This window comes from Dactylosporangium sp. CS-047395 (genome assembly GCF_050942185.1).
Classification (GTDB): domain Bacteria; phylum Actinomycetota; class Actinomycetes; order Mycobacteriales; family Micromonosporaceae; genus Dactylosporangium.
The window spans coordinates 4,454,109-4,471,829 of sequence record NZ_CP192015.1 but is presented as its reverse complement, the minus strand read 5'-3'; the positions used below and the strand labels follow the sequence as shown (position 1 = coordinate 4,471,829).

Below are 17,721 nucleotides of genomic sequence, written 5' to 3'. Positions count from 1 at the left end.
GTCAGACGCACGCCGTAGGGCACAACGGCACCTCGCCGGAGGACCTTCGGACCGGCCCTGGCAAGAGGGTCCGTCGGCCCTGCCACCAGCCGGAATCCGTGCATAGGTTCGAGGTTGGAACCTTGGAGGTGAGCCGTGGCGGTGACCGTGGCGACCAGGATGACCGGCGGTCCGCTCACCATCGGCGAACGCGCTGGCCCGCAGCAACTCGTCGACCGCATCGAGGACCGTCGGGCGGCCACGGCCTCCGCGGTCACGGTGATCGCCGTGGTCGACGACTTCGGCCGGCTCCTCGCAGCGGTCGAGGTCGCCGAGCATCCTCACCTGTTCGACCAGTCCGGTGGTACCCGTGTGGCCGGCACCCCCGGCCTCGCCGGCGCCGGAACCGGCAGGACCAGGTGGCTGCCGACCTCATGACCGCGGCCACCTCGGTGCCCGGGACGTGGCCGGTGACGCGGGCACTGCAAACGCTCAGCGCAACGGAAACCGGTGTCGCGTACGTCGTGGACGACCTCGGCTGCGTCCTGGGCACCGTCACCGCCCGCCAGTGCCAGCAGGCGCCGGCGACCCGCACCGCGCCGAAGGAGGCCGGCCGTGACCAAGTACGTGTATGACTTCGCCGAGGGCAGCAAAGAGCTCAAAGACCTCCTCGGCGGCAAGGGCGGCAATCTCGCCGAGATGGCCAGCCTCGGCATGCCGGTGCCGCCCGGGTTCACCGTCACCACCGATGCGTGCCGCGCCTACCTGCGCACCGGCGACGAACCGTTCGGTCTCACCGAGGAGATCACCCTGCACCTTGACCGCCTCGAACGGCAGGCCGGCCGCCGGCTCGGTGATCCCACCGACCCGCTGCTGGTCTCCGTGCGCTCCGGCGCGAAGTACTCCATGCCCGGCATGATGGAGACCATCCTCAACGTCGGGCTGAGCGACACGACCGTCGCCGGGCTCGCCGAACAGACCGGCGGCAACGTCCGCTTCGCGTGGGACTCCTACCGGCGGCTGATCCAGATGTTCGGCCGGACCGTCTGCGACATCCCCGGCGAACACTTCGACCAAGCCCTCGACGCGGCCAAGGCCGCCAAAGGCACCATCGACGACCTCGGCCTGGACGCCGAGGACCTGCGGGCGCTCGTCACAGCCTTCAAGGACATCTTCACCGCGCATACCGGGCGGCCGTTCCCGCAGGACCCGCGGGACCAGCTCGACCAGTCGATCCGCGCGGTGTTCAGCTCGTGGAACGCCGAACGTGCCGTGCTGTACCGCCGGCAGGAGCACATCCCGGCCGACCTCGGCACCGCCGTCAACATCGTCGCCATGGTCTTCGGCAACCTCGGCCCGGACTCCGGCACCGGCGTGGCGTTCACCCGCGACCCCGCCACCGGCGCGCCGGGTGTCTACGGCGACTACCTCGCCAACGCGCAGGGCGAGGACGTCGTCGCGGGCATCCGCAACACCGTACCGCTGCAGGACCTCGCCCGGCTCGACCGGCGCTCCTATGACGAACTCATGGGCATCATGGCGAAGCTGGAGGAGCACTACCGGGACCTGTGCGACATCGAGTTCACGATCGAACGCGGCAAGCTGTGGATGCTGCAGAGCCGGGTCGGCAAACGCACCGCGGCCGCGGCGTTCGTCATCGCCGCGCAGCTGCTCGACGACGGCCTCATCGACGCCGACGAGGCCCTGACCCGGGTGACCGGCGCGCAGCTCGCCCGGCTGATGTTCCCCGCCTTCGACCTGTCCGGCTGGCCGGAGCGGATCGCGGCGGGCATCGCCGCATCCCCTGGCGCTGCCGTCGGCGCCGTCGTCTTCGACGCCCGCCGGGCGCCCCAGGTCGCCGCGGACGGTACGGCAGTGATTCTGGTGCGGCGCGAGACGAACCCCGACGACCTGCCCGGCATGATCGCCGCTCAGGGGATCCTGACCAGCCGTGGCGGGAAGACTTCCCATGCCGCGGTCGTCGCCCGCGGCATGGGCAAGACGTGCGTGTGCGGCGCCGACGGCATCGATGTCGACGTCGACGGTCGGCGCTTCACCGCCGGTGGGCGCATCGTTCGAGAAGGTGACGTCGTGTCCATCGACGGGACCAGCGGGCATGTGTACGCCGGTGCTGTGCCGGTGCAGCCGTCACCGGTCGTGCGGTACTTCGAGGGCGCGTTGCCGGCCGCCTCGGATCCGCTGGTCGCTGCCGTCGACCGGATCCTCAGCCACGCCGACAAGGTGCGGCGGCTCGCGGTCCGCGCCAACGCCGACACCGCCGGCGACGCCGCCCGCGCCCGCCGGTTGGGCTCGCAGGGCATCGGCCTGTGCCGCACCGAACACATGTTCCTCGGCGAGCGACGCCCGCTAGTCGAACGGCTCATCCTCGCCGGCACCGACGAAGACCGTGACGCCGCCCTGGCAGACCTGCTGCCACTGCAACGGGCCGACTTCGTGCAGCTGTTCGAGGCGATGGACGGGTTGCCGGTGACCATCCGGCTGATCGACCCGCCGCTGCACGAGTTCCTACCGCCGCTGGACGACCTCGCGGTCAAGGTCGCCCTCGCCGAGTCCCGCGGCGAACCCGACGGCCACGACCGGGCACTGCTGGACGCGGTCCAGCGGATGCACGAGGAGAACCCGATGCTCGGCCTGCGCGGCGTCCGGCTCGGCCTGGTCATCCCCGGACTGTTCGCGATGCAGATCCGGGCTGTTGCCGAGGCCACCCTCGCCTGCCGGGCACGCGGCGTCACCGTCCTGCCCGAGATCATGGTACCGCTCGTCGGCGCGGTCCAGGAACTCGAGGCCGTCCGCGAGGAAGCCCTGCGGCTGCTAAGCCGACTCGGCGTCGACGCCCGAATCGGCACCATGATCGAGGTACCGCGGGCCGCGCTCACCGCCGGGGACATCGCCCGCGCCGCGGACTTCTTCTCCTTCGGCACCAACGACCTGACCCAGATGGGATGGGGGTTCTCCCGCGACGACGTCGAAGGCGCCTTCTTCACCCGCTACCTGGAGCTCGGCATCTTCGGCGTGTCACCGTTCGAGTCGATCGACCGCGACGGCGTCGGCCGGCTCGTCCGCATCGCCGTAGACGAAAGCCGCCGCACCCGCCCGGACCTGCACATCGGCGTCTGCGGCGAACACGGCGGCGACCCGCAGTCCATCCACTTCTTCCACGACGCCGGCCTCGACTACGTGTCCTGCTCACCGTTCCGGGTGCCCGTCGCCCGCCTCGAAGCAGGCCGGTCCGCAGTCACCGCCACCGGCTCCGACACCCGCTGAAAGGGGCACAAGCATGCGTGTTCTAGTCACCTACGCCGACGACGACGGCGCGTCCGCCGACACCGCCCGCCTGATCAGCGACACCCTGGTACTGCACGGACTCCACAGCGTCCTGCGACCCGTCGGCACCAATCACACCGATCAGGACGGCAGCGCCGCCAGCATTGACAGCACCGCCGGGTTCGACGCGGTGATCCTCGGCAGCACCGCGCTCACCGGACGCTGGCGGCGCCACGCGGTGCAATTCGCGACAGCGCAGCAGCACCACCTGCGTCGCCTCCCGGTCTGGCTCTTCTCCAACAGCCCCGCCGGCACCGCCCTGACACCGCAGCCACCGGTCGACCTCGGCACCGTCGAAGACGCACTCAGCGCGCTGGATCATCGACCGTTCCTGGCCGTCACCGCGCCCGCCGCACCGTGGACACCCCGCGCTCTCGAGCCGGACCCCGCAGAAGTGTGCGGCTGGGCCCACACCATCGCCACGACGCTCCAGCAGACAGCCAACGCCGGAACCTAGAACCGCGCACCTCGACGGCATCTCGACGGCCCAGCGTCGCAACAGTCCCGACAACCGCCGAAACACCCGCACACGCAGCAACAGACAACTGAGGAGGCCGTCATGAACGGCACACGGATCATCGTCGGATTCGACGGATCCGGCGAAGCGCACGCGGCGGTACAGTGGGCCGCCGACGAGGCGGAACGGACCCATGCCCAATTGCAGATCGTGCACACCTACCAGATCACCTGGCCCGGCGCGTACTACGACATTTCCGCCGAACTCCTCGAAGAGGCCCGGCGCCGCGGCGAACAGCTCATCGACGAGGCCGTCGCGCAGGTCCGCGAGCGTGGGCCCGAAATCGACGTCATCGGCACCTCGGTGTACGCGACGCCCGCAGCTACACTGCTCGACCTCGCCGACACCACGACCATCCCCGACACGACTACCGGTCTGCTCGTCGTCGGCAACCGCGGTGCCGGTGGCATCAGCAACCTGCTGCTGGGCTCCGTGAGCCAGCAGGTCGCGACCCACGCCAACACGCCGGTCGTCGTCGTCCGGGGCCGCTGGACCGCAACGGGTGGCCCGGTCGTCGTCGGCGTCGACGGCTCTGCCTCATCGAACACGGCGCTGAGCCTGGCATTCGCCGCCGCTGACACCCGCGGCACCGAGGTCGTCGCCATTCGCGCCTACCAACCGCCACCGCAACATGTGGTCCCGTTGCACGCCGCAGAGACGATCGAACGCGACGCGCTGGAAGCGTCCCTCGCGCCGTGGCGGCAGCAGTACCCGGGCGTGAAAGTGGAGGCGCTCGTGGCCGTCGGCCGGCCCGCCCAGGTCCTCATCGGCGTCTCCCACACCGCCCGACTCGTCGTGGTCGGCAGCCGCGGCCACGGCGGCTTCACCGGCCTGCTCCTGGGCTCCGTCGGGCAGCAGCTGATGCACCACGCGGAGTGCCCGGTCATGATCGCGCACCCGCCGAAGCCAGCGTGAACAGCAGCCGGATGAACATTGATGGTTCGCGTCCCAAGCGTGTGCTGTCGGCAGGTGGGTGATGACAGCCATCGTGCACCGCCGCTCGACGTCGACCGAGTGCGGCGGTAGCCGACGACGCCGCCAGGCGTCGGCGCACCGCTGACCTCGCACGACACGGCGGCCGCGCCGGCCCCAGCGCGGCGCGGCCGTCCTGGCGCGCTGTCCCGACGAGCGGGTTGAAGCCGACGCGGAGGCCGGGAGATGCCCGACTGTCTGTGTCGGCTGCGCCGCCGTGTGGCCGTGCTGTTGGGTTCCGCAGGGTGCTGCGCAGCCGGTGGCACGACCGGGTAGCAGCGCCTCAGGGACCTCGGTCCAGCCGGGCGGGACCGAGGTCCCTGGCCGATACCCGGGGGACGCAGTCAAATGATCTCAAGTAGTTGATCGGTACACCTGCAACCATTGGTGTACCGGCGAGAGGATCGATAATGTCCCGCACGCATGACGAGGTCGAAGTTCAGGTGCAGCTCCAGCACGGTATGGAGACCGAACTGCAGCGCTATGCCCGGGAGAAGGTTACCGCGGTGCTGGGACACACGGCACAGCCCGTCCTGTACGCCCGGGTCCGGATCGACCGCACCACCAACCCGGCGGCGACCCGCCCGGTCACCGCCCGCGCCGAGATCGACGTCAACGGCCGTGTGCTGCACGCTGAGGCCTCCGCCGACACACCGCACGAGGCAGTCGACCTGCTGCGGGACCGGCTGCAGGGCCACCTCGGCCATCAGCACACCGCCCGATGATCCGACCGATCGTGGCAGAAGCTCTGTAGGGCTGGCAGCCACTCACAGCTCAGGACGTACCGTGCCGCCGTGGCCGGCGTCTTCGCCGACGGCGCGGCGGCGCGCTCCTCAGGACCCTGGCTCCTGCTGCATGGCTGCGACGTCATCGGCGCTCAGCACCTGCACCAGCCGCAGCCGGGTTGCCTGGAGTCGGTCCAGCAGGACCAGACTTGACCGGGTGGCCAGCGTGTAGCCCAAAGCCGGATCCAGGTCACACAGGTGGCGGACGGCCGCAGCGTCCAGCTCGACCGTCATCGCGGTCTGCACGGCCACCGCCCCGAAGTGCCAGCGATGCGGTGCCAGCAGCCACGACCAACCCAGCACCGAACCGGCGCCGAGGGTGTCGACCACGATGTCACCGCGATCTGGCACCTGGAAGTCCAGGTCTACTGCACCGTCGACGATGACCCAGAACCGGTCGGCGGGCTCACCTTCTCGGAACAGCCGGTTGCCGGCGTGAAACATCGAACGTCGTGAACAACGTTCGATGCGGCGCAGCTGGTGCTCGTTCAATCCGCCGAAGAACGGCTGGCCGGACAGTAGAGCAAGCGTCATCCGGATCCCCTCTGCGGTGCGCGCCGCTGTGGACCAGCGGTTCGCCCGACGATATCGACGGACCAGGGATACGATGCAGAGTCGAAAGTCCCCTGCCCGGCGCCGAACGGCAGCACGAATCCGGTGCCAACAATGCGTCGCCCGACGTCTGCACCGCCCGCAGCAGGGATCATGCTCCGTTGCCACGTACGGCACGGGCCGCGTGACGTGACCGCAACCTGCAGTGCCGGTGCCACCGGACACGGCTGAACGGAGGCACGCCTGGTGGCAGTGCAGGCGGTGGTCCGTGCCGACGATCACAGCTGTTGGATTTTCGGCAATGCCGACGATCGGTTCGCCAATGCCGCAGCGCTCGCCCGGGCCGTTCTGCGCGCCTGGCAGAAAGTTGTCTCCCAGGCGGTCGAACTGGAACCGGCCCGCCCGGTGACCGCGCTGGAAACGGCCGGGTGGATGTCATCTCGGCGCTGCGGACCGGCCGGCTGACCGTCATCGACGATGCCGTCACCCTTGCCGACGGTTGGTTCGATCCTGCCCCCTGCTGTCGCGTCTGGCGGTCACAGCGCGAGGACACCAAGGCCCCCTCCCGATCATCGACTCAGACGTGGGCCTCTTCGGCCTGCCGCGGCGTCGAGACACTGGTGGGCCACGAGACCGCACTCAACGATCTCGTCATTGACGGTTTCGCAGGCGTCGTCTGCCAGTACGACGCTCGCCCGTTCGACCCTGCGCAGCTGTGCGCCGTCCGCATGGCGCACCCCGCGTCGACGCAACCCGGCGTCGATGAGTCGTCATTGCGGACCCCGTGAACCAATCGACAACAATGACCGGTGACGACGAGGCCACTCACCGTCACCCGACAGTCTTCAGGCTGAGGTCCGGGATTCGGTGCTGTTGCATCGGTTCGGTACGGGTTCGGTACGGTCTAGACGGGACGGCGGCCGTCGTACCGGCGGCGTCGATGGGGTGGGGCGACCCGAGCCGCGGATATCCGATCAGCGCGTGGACTGCTCTGTGACAGCGTCACGCAGGTCACCCCGCCGCCGGTCATCGCCGCGGTCGCAACGCCGAGCAGGGACTCGACACCGTTGGGAGCCTTCGTACCGCCTCGGGGCAGATCCGGGCGGCCGTCGACCTGATCACCAGGATCGCGGCGTAGACCCGGATGCTTGCTCTGAACGCCACTATCGAAGCCGTCCGTGCCGGTGATGCCGGACGCGGTTCAACGTCGTCGCCACCGAGGTCAAGACCCTCGCGAACGAAACGTCGTCGTCGTCCGACCACCTTGTGGCCCAGGTCAACGACGTGCAAGAGGCGGCAATGGCAGCGATCAGCGTTCTGGAATCGGTGACGCAGAGCATCAAAGATATGAGCATCCTGGTGGCCGGGATCACGGCCGCGGCGACTACCCCGGGGCGGCAGATCGTCAACCCGGGCTGGCGCAGCTGGCGCAATCCCTGCGCAGTGAGGTGCTCAGCCTCGTCAACAGCGTCCGCGCCGATTGAACCCATGCGGGGCCGACGCCTGCCAGCAATGCCGTGCCGTGCCGTGCCGTGCCGACGGTGTCAGCACCGTGGCAAGTCATGGCGCGCCGGACCCGGTTGCTCCGCAGTCCACAATGCTCGGGCGGTCAGCCACGCGAGCGTCTCACTCATCGCCACACCTGTTGCCGCGATGCCGAAACCCAGCAGCAACGCCAGGCGTCGAGGTTGTGATTGCATGTCGGACCCCTCTCACTGCTGTCGTCAACCATCGTCACGCGGAAGCCACGCTCTCTGGCAGTGGCGAAGGACCCGTCGCGTCCGGACGACAGTCCTGCACCTGACGTCCAGCGACCGACGGGTGAGCACGTCACGGCGGGCGTTGACGATGCCGCCTCAGACCGGCGGGTGCGAGCAGAGCGGGTGGGTCTGACCGGGCGGGCACGGCCCGGCGACCCTGTGGCCCGGGCCGGCGACGCGATCCGGTCGAGGGCGCGGAGGGGGCCGCCGAGCAAGCGAGTGCCGTTGTGACAGCGGGCCCGCCAGGCGCCAGATTTTCGTCAGCTGCCGGGCGGCGCGTCGGAGGTCGAGGCTGCACCAGCACGCGGCGACAGGAGCAGGAGCACGCCGACGTACGTGAGCCAAGCGGCCAGCGTTGCCTGCGTGCAGGCGGCGATCAGGGGTCCGGTGAGCCACGGGAAAGCCCCGGCGATCTGGCATATCCCTGCGCCGGTCCCGACGGTTGCTGTTACCGAGCCCTGGGGGCCCTGGCGTGCCGCGATGCTCAGCATGATGAGGGCGCCGCCCACGAGCAGGGTGGCCTCGTGTGCACCGCCGTAGTACAGGGACACGAGGAGCGCGGCGGTGGCGTGGTCGTCGAGGTCGATGCCGTACACCGGGTACATCAGTCGCCCGTGCACGATGCCCAGCGTGAGGGTGACCGAGATGGCTGCGGCGAGCATGCCGCAGCCGAACCCGACCCAGGGCCTGCTCGGTCCGTCGAGACGCCGGTAAAGCGCGGGCAGCACGGGAGTGAGCAGCACGGCGGCGACTACCAGCGATTCATTGGTCCATGCCAGCAGCCCATGGTGGGTCTGCAGCCACAGCCGTAACTGCGGCTCGGTGGGCGGTGGTTCACCCACCAGCAGGTCGAGAACCGCCTTGAACAGAACGAGGCCGCCGCTGGCCACAGCGGCGATCCCACCCAGCATGAACGGCCGTGCCGGGCTGGGGGCACCGTTGTGCGTCCGACGGGCCCTCGGGTGTCGCACCGATCCGTACACGCTGATCTCCTGTCAAGGGCCCGTGCCGCCCTGTATCGTCCGAATACGCTGGCAAGCCAGCGATCGTGGTCGGCCGGCGGCGATCAGCCGGCCTGGACGTCACGGCGGGTCGTGCCGGTAACGCCGAGGACCGCGGCGGCGGCACCGGCGGCGAGTAGGACGAGTTGGCTGTACGGGTGCGGGTGCGGTCCGGCGATGTCTGGCACGTGCTGGAACATGCCGGCGTCGCGGATCCGGGCTGGGACGCTGAGGAGGTCGCCGAGCAGGGCGAGTCCGCCGCCGGCGATGAGCGGAAGCCACGCCGCGCCGGTCCAGCGTGGCCACCGCCCGGCCAGGAGCGCGGCGCAGCCGGCTAGGACCATCGTGGCCGGCCACTGACCCACGATGTAGGTGAAGGCCCGTGCGGCGACGTGCGGGCTGGCGATGACCGTCGGCGCTACGAGCGCGCTGCAGGCGCCGGTGACGGTGAGGATGACCAGGCTGGCGGCGGCGGTCACCGCGAGCTGCCCGAGCAGCGGCATCCAGCGGCGTACACCCACGGCGAGGATGTGGTCGGTCAGGCCGGTCTGCTCGTCATGGCGGCTTCTGGACACCGACAGGATCGCGAAGGCGGACACGACGAGCCCGACGGTCGTGCCGGTGTAGGCGAAGTACCCGGCGACCGGGTCGCCGGTACCGAGCTGTGCGGCGAGGAACCCGCCGAGGTCGTTGTCCTGACTCTGTTGGACCACCCCGGAGCCCATCGCGGAGAACAGTGTCCCAATGCCGGCCGTGGCGATGATCCAGGTGAGCACCGACCGGCGCTGCAGCCGGGTCAGGAACCCGATGGTCGACCTGACGTGCAGGCGGGCGTCGTGGCTGCCGCGGCGGCGGAGCAGCCCGGCGCGGTACTCCCGCCGGCCGGCCAGCACCTGTGCGATGCCGGCCAGGACCACGACCGCACCGAGGTTGACCACGAGGGCCCACCAGCGGTCCTGCAGGAACGGCCGGGTGGTTGCTCGCAGCCCGAGCGGGGTGCACCAGTTCAGCCAACCGATGTGCTGGGTGTCGGCGAGTGCGCGGGTGCCGAACGCGGCACCGACCGCCGCGAATCCAAGTACCCGTGCGCTGGTGCCGGACGGCAGGATCTGCGCGGCGACGAGGGTCTGCGCGGCGAACAGCAGGAACGTCAGGCCTATGACGCCGCCGAACATTGCGGCGCCGAGCCAGGTCACGCTGTCGACGTGGCCCGTCGCGGCGCCGACCGCGACGGTGCAGCCGGCGGCTAGGAGGCCGGCGATGATGCTCAGGAGCTGCAGGGCGGCATGTAGCGGCGTGCGGGGGTCGATCCCGCACGAGCGGAGCAGTTCCAGGGTGCCGTCGTCCTCCGTGGTGCGGGTCACGGCGACCGTGACGATGACCGCCATGATCGCCGCGAGGATGGTGCCGAACGCGCCGATCTCCCAGGTGAACAGCAGCGCCGGCGTGCCCGGGCTGGCGAGGTTGCCGTACATCAGTGTGGTGGCGGCGTTGTGCTGCGCCAACGCGGTGGCCACCTGCCGTTGCTGGACGGTTTGGTACGTCGACTGGTACGCCGACACCGTCCCGGCGGTCATCCCGATCAGCAGCAGCAGCCAGGCGCTGAGCATCAGCCGGTGCCGGCGGGCGAGGAGCCGCAGCAGCGTCATCGCGCCGCCACCTCGTAGTGGCGCAGGAACAGGTCTTCCAGGTTCGCCGGGGTGCAGGTGATGTCCTGTGCGTCGACACTGGCCAGCAGGCCGAGCACTGCCGGAACCTGCTGACGTGGCACGTTGAGCCGTATACCCGTCCCGCCAGGAGATGCGGCCGCTGCTTGAACATCCTGTGCGTGCGGGTCCGGTGTCGCTGGTGCCATCCCGAACCGTTGCAGGGCATCGGTGACCGTGTCGGCCTGCTCGGCGGTGATCCGTGCGGTGATCTGGGAGGCGGCGAGGTGCCGCATGTCGGCGAGACGCCCCGACTCCACCAGCCGGCCGTCCTTGATGATGGTCACCGACTCGCACAGCGCTTCGGCCTCAGCGAGGATGTGACTGGACAGCAGGACGGTGCGTCCGGCGGCCACAGCGTCGCGCACGCAGCGCTGGAACAGCTCCTCCATCAGCGGGTCCAGCCCGGACGTCGGCTCGTCCAGGACGAGGAGTTCGGTGGGGGCAGCGAACGCCGCGATGAGGATGACCTTCTGCCGGTTACCCTTGGAGTAGGCACGGACCTGTTTGCGCGGGTCGAGCGCGAAGTCGGCGATCAACCGTCGTTCGGCTGCGACGTCACGAGCGCCGCGGAGGCCCGCCAACGCGTCCAGGACCTGCTGACCGGTCAGATTCGGCCACAGGTTCACTTCGCCCGGCACGTAGGAGATCCGCCGGGTGACCTCAGCGGCTCGCTGCTGCGGGTGCAGGCCGACGACCCGCACCTGCCCTGCGGTGGCTTGGTAGAGGCCGAGGAGGACGCGGATCGTGGTGGACTTCCCGGCCCCGTTCGGGCCGAGAAATCCGTGCACCTCCCCGGTGCGCACGCGCAGGTCGAGTCCGTCGACAGCGGTGAACCCGCCGAACCGCTTTACCAGGCCTTGCACGTCCACGGCGTGATTGTCACCCATGGTCAACCCCCCATGTGTTCCATCGCGGTCACGAGCGCGTCGGCGATAATCCGGTCGAGCGCCCGGTCGGCGGGCTCCGCCAACCGGACGTACAGGTCCGCCGCCCGGCGCACGACGTCCAGGTCCAGCGACCCGAACACCCGCGGCAGATCCGGGCCGAGCTGGCCGCTGATCCGGTCGACGACCGCCGCCGCGATCCGGCGCATCTCCTCATGGCTCAGCGATGCGTGGGACCGGGCGGCGATCTGACCGAACACGGCAAGGCTCTCGGCGCGGCTGGCATCTGTGAAGCGTTCGTACAGCACCGCCGCCTCCGGCGGCATGTCCCCGCGGTACAACGCGACCTCCATGAAATCCCGTTCCCGGCGGATCACCCGCCGGACCTGTTCGTTGCCCGCCCGGCGTTCCAGGTCGTCGTAGAACCGGGCCATCGCCGCCGGCATCGGCGAGAGGTGTTCGCCCTGCTCGACCGACGCCATCAGCCGTCGGACCCGGTCACGCTGAGTTCGCAACTGTTCCAGCTGATCCTCCAGCGCGACGACGGTGGCCCGCAGGTCCGCCAGCGCCGCCGTCCGGTCAGCAGTACCGGCCGCTGCCGCCCGGTCCGTGCCGCCGGAACGTGCCGGCATGGCGAGGATGCCCGCGATGCGGGACAGCGGTATCCCGGCCTGCGCCAGCCACCGAATCCGGGTCAGCCGCGCCACGTGCGTCAGGTCGTAGTGCCGGCAACCGTCGCGGACGGCGGGCACCGGCAGCAGACCGATCTGGTGGTAGTACCGGATCGCGCGGACGGTGGCACCGGTCAGCTCGGCGATCTCCTTGACGCGCACGCCGTCAGTGTCTGCTGTGACGTTACGTCACAGTCAAGCGTGATCCTTGACGCTGATCGCGGTCACGTCACCGCCCCGCCGGGCGCCGTACGATCCCGTCCGCAACCGTCTCGCTCGGCCCGTCGCAGCCGGGACTTTCGCCTCTGCTACACCGCCGTGCGGTGGGTCGAAACTCGACGTGTCAGATCATCAAGAGGAGACCAGGACCATGCGACGCAAGACGTTCGACCTACTCGTCAGCTCCGCCGGGGCTGTGGCGGCCATCGCGCTGCTGCTTGTCGGCGTGCTTGTCCTCGTCGGCGCGAACTTCGCCAACAGCAACGTCACCGACAACCTCCGCCCGCAAAACATCAGCTTCCCCAGCGCCGCCGCCCTCAAGGACGAAGGCATCACCAACCAGAACATCCTCGACCACGCCGGGCAGAAGGTCGAGAACGGCGGGCAGGCCAAGGTCTACTCCGAGTACATCGACACCCACCTGAAGAAGATCAATGGTGGCAAGACGTACAGCGAGACCAGCACCGAAGCCCGCGCCAACCCCTCCGACACCGCCCTGGCCGGAAAGGTCGACACTCTCTTCCGCGGTGAGATGCTGCGCGCCACGCTGCTCAACGCCTACGGCTGGTGGTTCGTGTCCCAGGTCGCCATGTGGGCCGGGTACACCGTCATCGTCCTGGCGCTGATCATGCTCGTCCTGACCGCGCTGGGCTTCCGGCACCTGCGTCGTACACCCGAAACCGCCCAACTGTAGATCCACGGTGGATCCGCGGCGGCCCGGACGGGGCCGCCGCGGGCCCGGTTCCGAAGCGCGCAGCGCACGGCAGCCGCACCCTCACCGGCGCAGCACCAACCCTCGCATCGCACACCGCTGAAAGGAGAGCGGCATGACCACGTTACCCACCGCCCGGAATGACCCGCTCGCTCAGGCAGCGACCGCTGCGCTGCGCGCACCGTCATTGCTCAACTCCCAGCCGTGGCGCTGGCACCTGACAGACGGCCGTGCCGACCTTCGGGCCGATCGGACCCGGCAGCTCACCGCGCTGGACCCCACCGGCGAGCTGCTGCTGCTCAGCTGCGGCATCGCCCTGCACCACGCCGTCACCGCCCTGCACGCCACCGGCCACGCCGGCGTCGTCACACACCTGCCCGACCCGGCCGAACCTGACCTCGTCGCGCGCCTGCAACTCGGCCTCCGCGTTCCCGCCGACGCGACACTGTACGCGGCGATCGACCGGCGCCGGACCGACCGGCGACCGTTCAGTGACCAGCGGCCCACCGAGGCCGATCTCGACGCCCTCACCGACGCCGCACGACCGTATCGGACACGCCTGCACATTCTCACCGACGACGAACTCCCCCGCTTCGCGGCGGCGGTCGCGTTCGCCGGCGGGATCGAGCGCATACATCTGCGCTACAGCGAGGACGTACGGGAGTGGACCAGACGTGCCGAGTCCGCTCGCGACGGCGTGGCCGCGTCTAGCGTCGTCGCGGCCGGACAGCACCGTATCGCCGTGCGGGACTTCGACACCGCACCCCGACTGGCCGCAGGCACCGGCACCGATCGCGGAACCGTTTACACTGTCCTGCACACCGACACCGACACACCACACGACTGGATCAACGCCGGCGCGGCGACCTCGGCGATCTGGCTGACGCTGACCGCCCGCGGTCTCGCCGCTTCCCCGATCAGCGACGTGATCGAGGTCCCCACCACCCGGAAAGCGTTGCGCCAGCTGCTCGGCGACGGCACCCATCCCGCCCTCGCCCTGCGGGTCGGGACTCCGGCGGCCGGGCTACCGTCACTGCCGGCGACGACGCGACGTCCGAGCACGCGTACCGTCGTGCGGTAACAGCACGATGGTCCCGTCGACCACCGGCCGGTCGGCCATATCGGTCGTACGGAGTCCATACCGGCACCTCGATACGGTGTCGGCATCGGCGCCGTCCTCAGCGGCTTGTGCAAACTCCCTACGCTCGTACATCGCGCGACGCTGTTCACTGATCGCGTAACCAGGTGCGCCGCGTGATGGTGCGGGACTGGTCCTCACCCAATCAGCGTCACGCCGGAACCTCGGCCGTTGCCTGTCAGCACGCCGCGTTCGTGCAACCGTCCGCGCTGACCGTCCGAGGCCCGTGGCGTAAACCACGACAGAGACATCTTCGGCGCCGCCGTTCAACCGCCAGTCCACCGGCGGCGCGGTCACGCCACCAGGGCCGGCCGCCGCGTCGGGCGATCGGCGCAGGGTCTCGGCCGAACGTCCCGGCAGGACCCGCACCGCCTACGGTAGCGGGTACCGGCTGGTGGATCACGGTGGATGGCGCGGACGTGTAAGGCGACGAACGTAATGTGGGCCGCGGCGATGAGCATGACCGCCAGCACAGACCTCACCCTTCAAGCAACGGCGCCCCCCGGGTGGGCGATCAAGACAGGGCATTCGGCGTGGTGCATGAGCTTCTGACCGACGGAACCCAGCAGCAACCCCGCGAAGCTGCCATGCCCGCGGCTGCCGACCACGACCAGCTGCGCGGAGCGCGAGACACTGACCAGAACCTTCGCCGGACCACCGACGGCGAGCAGGCCCTCCAGCCGCACCGACGGGTACTTGTCCTGCCAGCCCGCCAGCGACGCTTCCAACGCCGCGCGCTCGTCGGCCTCGACCGCCTTCACCGGCACCACTGCGGGTGGCGGCGGCACGTAGGCTCTGATGGCGACGACATCGGCGCCGCGTGCGGTGGCCTCCTCGAACGCGAGGGTGAGCGCGGCGTCGGCCGCGGCGGAGCTGTCGACCCCGACGATGACCGGTCCGCCGCCGGTCACGGTCCGACCGCGGATCACGTCGGCCGGCACGCGGGCGTGCGTGGCGACCTGCTGGCTGACGAAGCCCAGGAGCAGGTTCGCGATGCCACCCGCACCGCGGTTACCGACGACGATCATCTTGGCGCCGTTGTTGCAGAGGTCAAGCAGTGTCGTGGCCGCGGGGTGTGTACCACGGTGACGGTGGCGTCGATGCTGGTGCCCCGGGCGCGGACCGCCGCGGCGACACCGGCAGCGACCTCCTTGGCGCGGCGCCGCAGCTGGGCGGCCTCATCGGCGGTCGGGCGGTAGAGGGTGCCCGTGGGCCAGCCGAGCTGGTAGGCGTGCACGATCTGTAGCGGCGCGCCGGTCCGCTCGGCCTCGTCGGCGGCCCAGTCCACCGCTCGGCGCGACTCGTCGGAGCCGTCGAATCCGACGATGATCCTAGTCCCGTCCATGGTCTCCTCCTGTGCCCGGCTCTCGGCATCAGCGTCAACCGGCCTCCACGGTGAGGGCAGATGCATCCGGATCGGCCGATGCGGGCCGATGGTCCCGGCCTCGATGCTGCGGCAGCCTGAACGTCCGGTCTGCGGCCCGCGCCGCGTCGTGGTTGGCCGGGTGCGCTGCGCGGTCGACGATCTCCTGCGTTGAGCTTGAACAGCCGGAACTCCGCGGCGTCGCGGGGCGGCGTAGTTGCCGATCGCGACGGCCCGCGGAGTACGTGGTGGCGCGCCGAGGAACCGGGTGAGCGCCGCTTCGGCGACGGTTCGCGTGGTACGCACGTGGATCACGCTGTGCAGCGTCGCCATGGAAGCAGGGTCGGCGGGTGGTGCCGCACGGGACTTTCGGCCCATGTGTCGCGACCGGCGCCCGATCAGGGTGGGAAAAGGCAACATTCCTTGGAAGGGAGTGGGTCGATGAGTTCGCTGCTGGTACGGGATATGATGAGCACCGCTGTGGTCACTGTCGCGCCCGATCTCGGGTACAAGCAGATCGTCGATCTGCTGATCGCGTTCGGTGTCAGCGCTGCCCCGGTCGTTGCTGGCCGGCACGTGCTCGGTGTGGTCTCCGAGGCGGATCTACTACACAAGGTCGAGTTCGACGGCGTCGGCGTGCACGCCGGGCTCTTCGAACGCCGCCGCGCCCGCCGGGCCAAGGAAAAGGCGGTCGGCGAGCACGCCGAGGCGTTGATGACGGCGCCGGCGGTCACGGTCCTCGAGACGACCACGCTCACTGACGCCGCGCGGCTCATGGAGCAGCGCGACGTCAAGCGGCTGCCTGTGCTCGACGAGGCCGGAAGCCTGGTGGGCATCATCTCCCGGCGGGATCTCCTGCGTCGGTACCTGCGGGAGGACACCGCGATCCGCGACGACGTCATCGAGTCGGTGCTGCGTGGGATCATGTGGATCGACCCGATCGAGGTCGACGTGACGGTCACGGGCGGGCACGTGACCCTGGCCGGGAAGATCGACCGCCGCAGCAGCGCCGAGATCGTCGCGCGCTTGGTCCGCCGCCTCGACGGTGTCGTCGGCGTCACTGACGACGACCTGCAGTGGGGATTCGACGATACGAAGACCCACCTCAGCCACACCTTCGATGCCTGAGCCGTCCAGCCCGGGAGGAGGCCGGCATGGCATCGCACATCCGGATCGTCGTGGGGTTCGACGGTTCCGCGGACTCGTGGGCCGCGGCCCGTTTCGCCGTGGCGGAGGCGGCGTCGGGCCACGGCGTGATCCGCGTCGTGCACTCGCTGCTGGACAGGGTCGCATACGCCGCGCTGCTCCCGCCCGACCTGACCGCCGACGCCCCGGCTGAGGCGCACCGGCTGCTGGACGCGGCACGTGCCGAGTTGGTGCGGGCGGCGCCCGGCGTCGACGTGCAGACCGTGCTCGCGCAGCGGGCCCCTGGCGCCGCGCTGGTGCGCGCGTCCCGGTCTGCGGACGTGGTCGTGCTGGGACGGCATGGTCACGGCCGGCCGCCTGCAGGCGGCGGGTTCCGACGGATTAACGTCGGTGCGGTCGCGACGCACGTTTTAAAGTACGCGTCCGGTCCGGTGGTCGTGACCGGGTCAGAGACCGCGACTGGTGCTGGGACCGGTCCGGCGGTGGACCTGCAGGCCGGCGACGACGTCGGTCCCGTCGTGCTGGGACTCGACACGTCCGCGCCGTCCGCGGCGGCGATCGCGTACGCCTTCAAGGCAGCCCTGCGCCGCGGAACCAGCCTGCGGATCTGCTGCGTCAGGCCGTACAGCGGCGAACCTAGCGACGACGCCGAGGCCCGGCTGGCGCTCAGCCATGCCATCGCCGGGTGGCGGACCGTATTCGCCGACGTCCCGGTCGCGCTGGACGTGCTGCAGGGCATCGACCCGACCACCCGGCTGCTCGACGCCGCAGCCGGTGCTGCGCTGCTCGTCGCGGGTGCCCAGGACCGCGCCAGGCTCCCGCGGACCGCGGCCGTGCCGGACACGCTGGTGCGCAACGCCGTGTGCCCGGTGGCCGTCGTGCGCTCCTCCCACGAGACGGGAACTTGGTCGCCCCTGGGCGGGACCTCGAGCACTGGGATCGATGTGCTTGCCGCCGAAGGATGAAGA

Annotated in this window: 19 protein-coding genes; 12 read left to right on the top strand and 7 right to left on the bottom strand. The window is 70.1% G+C overall.

The features are described from left to right. The first annotated feature begins 135 nt into the window (after nucleotides 1-135). The 6 genes from ACQP00_RS20915 (at nucleotide 136) to ACQP00_RS20890 (ending at nucleotide 5,538) form a co-directional block, all read left to right on the top strand. A complete protein-coding gene (locus tag ACQP00_RS20915) occupies nucleotides 136-417 on the top strand; it encodes a hypothetical protein (protein ID WP_433221536.1) in 282 nt (93 codons plus the stop codon). Then, a complete protein-coding gene (locus ACQP00_RS20910) occupies nucleotides 399-614 on the top strand; it encodes a CBS domain-containing protein (RefSeq protein WP_433221534.1) in 216 nt (71 codons plus the stop codon). The genes ACQP00_RS20915 and ACQP00_RS20910 overlap by 19 nt, the downstream gene beginning before the upstream one ends. Further along, nucleotides 595-3,264, top strand: a complete 2,670-nt coding sequence (ppdK, locus tag ACQP00_RS20905) for a pyruvate, phosphate dikinase (RefSeq protein WP_433221532.1) — start codon at nucleotides 595-597, stop codon at nucleotides 3,262-3,264. The genes ACQP00_RS20910 and ppdK overlap by 20 nt, the downstream gene beginning before the upstream one ends. A gap of 13 nt (nucleotides 3,265-3,277) precedes the next feature. Next, nucleotides 3,278-3,781, top strand: coding sequence for a hypothetical protein (locus tag ACQP00_RS20900; RefSeq protein ID WP_433221530.1), 504 nt, complete (start codon nucleotides 3,278-3,280; stop codon nucleotides 3,779-3,781). Between the two features lie 102 nt (nucleotides 3,782-3,883). Next, entirely contained in the window at nucleotides 3,884-4,756 is an 873-nt protein-coding gene (locus tag ACQP00_RS20895; protein WP_433221528.1) for a universal stress protein, read from the top strand. A gap of 467 nt (nucleotides 4,757-5,223) precedes the next feature. After that, nucleotides 5,224-5,538: an HPF/RaiA family ribosome-associated protein gene (locus ACQP00_RS20890; RefSeq protein ID WP_433221526.1), complete on the top strand. Its 315-nt coding sequence runs from the start codon at nucleotides 5,224-5,226 to the stop codon at nucleotides 5,536-5,538. A gap of 108 nt (nucleotides 5,539-5,646) precedes the next feature. Here the strand turns inward: ACQP00_RS20890 and ACQP00_RS20885 are convergent, their stop codons facing one another. Then, nucleotides 5,647-6,090 (bottom strand): cyclic nucleotide-binding domain-containing protein, encoded by a 444-nt coding sequence (locus tag ACQP00_RS20885; RefSeq protein WP_433221524.1) that lies wholly within the window; start codon nucleotides 6,088-6,090, stop codon nucleotides 5,647-5,649. A gap of 306 nt (nucleotides 6,091-6,396) precedes the next feature. Between ACQP00_RS20885 and ACQP00_RS20880 the strand changes: the two genes are divergently transcribed. Both ACQP00_RS20880 and ACQP00_RS20875 read left to right on the top strand, forming a co-directional pair. Further along, nucleotides 6,397-6,615: a hypothetical protein gene (locus ACQP00_RS20880; RefSeq protein WP_433221522.1), complete on the top strand. Its 219-nt coding sequence runs from the start codon at nucleotides 6,397-6,399 to the stop codon at nucleotides 6,613-6,615. Beyond that, complete coding sequence (locus tag ACQP00_RS20875; RefSeq protein ID WP_433221520.1) at nucleotides 6,579-6,938, top strand: MEDS domain-containing protein; 360 nt, start codon at nucleotides 6,579-6,581, stop codon at nucleotides 6,936-6,938. The genes ACQP00_RS20880 and ACQP00_RS20875 overlap by 37 nt, the downstream gene beginning before the upstream one ends. Nucleotides 6,939-8,170: 1,232 nt before the next feature. Here ACQP00_RS20875 and ACQP00_RS20870 read toward each other — a convergent pair. From ACQP00_RS20870 to ACQP00_RS20855, 4 genes are all read right to left on the bottom strand, one after another. Next, complete coding sequence (locus ACQP00_RS20870; RefSeq protein ID WP_433221518.1) at nucleotides 8,171-8,821, bottom strand: hypothetical protein; 651 nt, start codon at nucleotides 8,819-8,821, stop codon at nucleotides 8,171-8,173. Nucleotides 8,822-8,976: 155 nt separating this feature from the next. Beyond that, a complete protein-coding gene (locus ACQP00_RS20865) occupies nucleotides 8,977-10,560 on the bottom strand; it encodes a hypothetical protein (RefSeq protein WP_433221516.1) in 1,584 nt (527 codons plus the stop codon). Further along, entirely contained in the window at nucleotides 10,557-11,507 is a 951-nt protein-coding gene (locus ACQP00_RS20860) for an ABC transporter ATP-binding protein (RefSeq protein WP_433223932.1), read from the bottom strand. The genes ACQP00_RS20865 and ACQP00_RS20860 overlap by 4 nt, the downstream gene beginning before the upstream one ends. 2 nt (nucleotides 11,508-11,509) lie before the next feature. Then, on the bottom strand, nucleotides 11,510-12,337 hold the full coding sequence (locus tag ACQP00_RS20855) for a MerR family transcriptional regulator (RefSeq protein WP_433221514.1): 828 nt from the start codon (nucleotides 12,335-12,337) through the stop codon (nucleotides 11,510-11,512). Nucleotides 12,338-12,545: 208 nt separating this feature from the next. Between ACQP00_RS20855 and ACQP00_RS20850 the strand changes: the two genes are divergently transcribed. Continuing rightward, nucleotides 12,546-13,088 (top strand): hypothetical protein, encoded by a 543-nt coding sequence (locus ACQP00_RS20850; protein WP_433221512.1) that lies wholly within the window; start codon nucleotides 12,546-12,548, stop codon nucleotides 13,086-13,088. A gap of 133 nt (nucleotides 13,089-13,221) precedes the next feature. Beyond that, complete coding sequence (locus tag ACQP00_RS20845) at nucleotides 13,222-14,187, top strand: Acg family FMN-binding oxidoreductase (RefSeq protein WP_433221510.1); 966 nt, start codon at nucleotides 13,222-13,224, stop codon at nucleotides 14,185-14,187. Between the two features lie 542 nt (nucleotides 14,188-14,729). Here ACQP00_RS20845 and ACQP00_RS20840 read toward each other — a convergent pair. Further along, nucleotides 14,730-15,302, bottom strand: coding sequence for a universal stress protein (locus tag ACQP00_RS20840; protein WP_433223930.1), 573 nt, complete (start codon nucleotides 15,300-15,302; stop codon nucleotides 14,730-14,732). Next, complete coding sequence (locus tag ACQP00_RS20835; RefSeq protein WP_433221508.1) at nucleotides 15,269-15,940, bottom strand: universal stress protein; 672 nt, start codon at nucleotides 15,938-15,940, stop codon at nucleotides 15,269-15,271. The genes ACQP00_RS20840 and ACQP00_RS20835 overlap by 34 nt, the downstream gene beginning before the upstream one ends. A 147-nt stretch (nucleotides 15,941-16,087) precedes the next feature. Between ACQP00_RS20835 and ACQP00_RS20830 the strand changes: the two genes are divergently transcribed. Both ACQP00_RS20830 and ACQP00_RS20825 read left to right on the top strand, forming a co-directional pair. After that, nucleotides 16,088-16,735: a CBS domain-containing protein gene (locus ACQP00_RS20830; protein WP_433221506.1), complete on the top strand. Its 648-nt coding sequence runs from the start codon at nucleotides 16,088-16,090 to the stop codon at nucleotides 16,733-16,735. A gap of 26 nt (nucleotides 16,736-16,761) precedes the next feature. After that, complete coding sequence (locus tag ACQP00_RS20825) at nucleotides 16,762-17,718, top strand: universal stress protein (protein WP_433221504.1); 957 nt, start codon at nucleotides 16,762-16,764, stop codon at nucleotides 17,716-17,718. Nucleotides 17,719-17,721 lie beyond the last annotated feature (3 nt).

Excerpts from the sequence above, each read along its gene's own strand:
- ACQP00_RS20900 (WP_433221530.1), top strand. The coding sequence starts at position 3,278 with ATGCGTGTTCTAGTCACCTACGCCGACGACGACGGCGCGTCCGCCGAC.
- ACQP00_RS20895 (WP_433221528.1), top strand. The coding sequence starts at position 3,884 with ATGAACGGCACACGGATCATCGTCGGATTCGACGGATCCGGCGAAGCG.
- ACQP00_RS20890 (WP_433221526.1), top strand. The coding sequence starts at position 5,224 with ATGTCCCGCACGCATGACGAGGTCGAAGTTCAGGTGCAGCTCCAGCAC.
- ACQP00_RS20870 (WP_433221518.1), bottom strand. The coding sequence starts at position 8,821 with ATGCTGGGTGGGATCGCCGCTGTGGCCAGCGGCGGCCTCGTTCTGTTC.
- ACQP00_RS20865 (WP_433221516.1), bottom strand. The coding sequence starts at position 10,560 with ATGACGCTGCTGCGGCTCCTCGCCCGCCGGCACCGGCTGATGCTCAGC.
- ACQP00_RS20860 (WP_433223932.1), bottom strand. The coding sequence starts at position 11,507 with ATGGGTGACAATCACGCCGTGGACGTGCAAGGCCTGGTAAAGCGGTTC.
- ACQP00_RS20850 (WP_433221512.1), top strand. The coding sequence starts at position 12,546 with ATGCGACGCAAGACGTTCGACCTACTCGTCAGCTCCGCCGGGGCTGTG.
- ACQP00_RS20845 (WP_433221510.1), top strand. The coding sequence starts at position 13,222 with ATGACCACGTTACCCACCGCCCGGAATGACCCGCTCGCTCAGGCAGCG.
- ACQP00_RS20835 (WP_433221508.1), bottom strand. The coding sequence starts at position 15,940 with ATGGCGACGCTGCACAGCGTGATCCACGTGCGTACCACGCGAACCGTC.
- ACQP00_RS20825 (WP_433221504.1), top strand. The coding sequence starts at position 16,762 with ATGGCATCGCACATCCGGATCGTCGTGGGGTTCGACGGTTCCGCGGAC.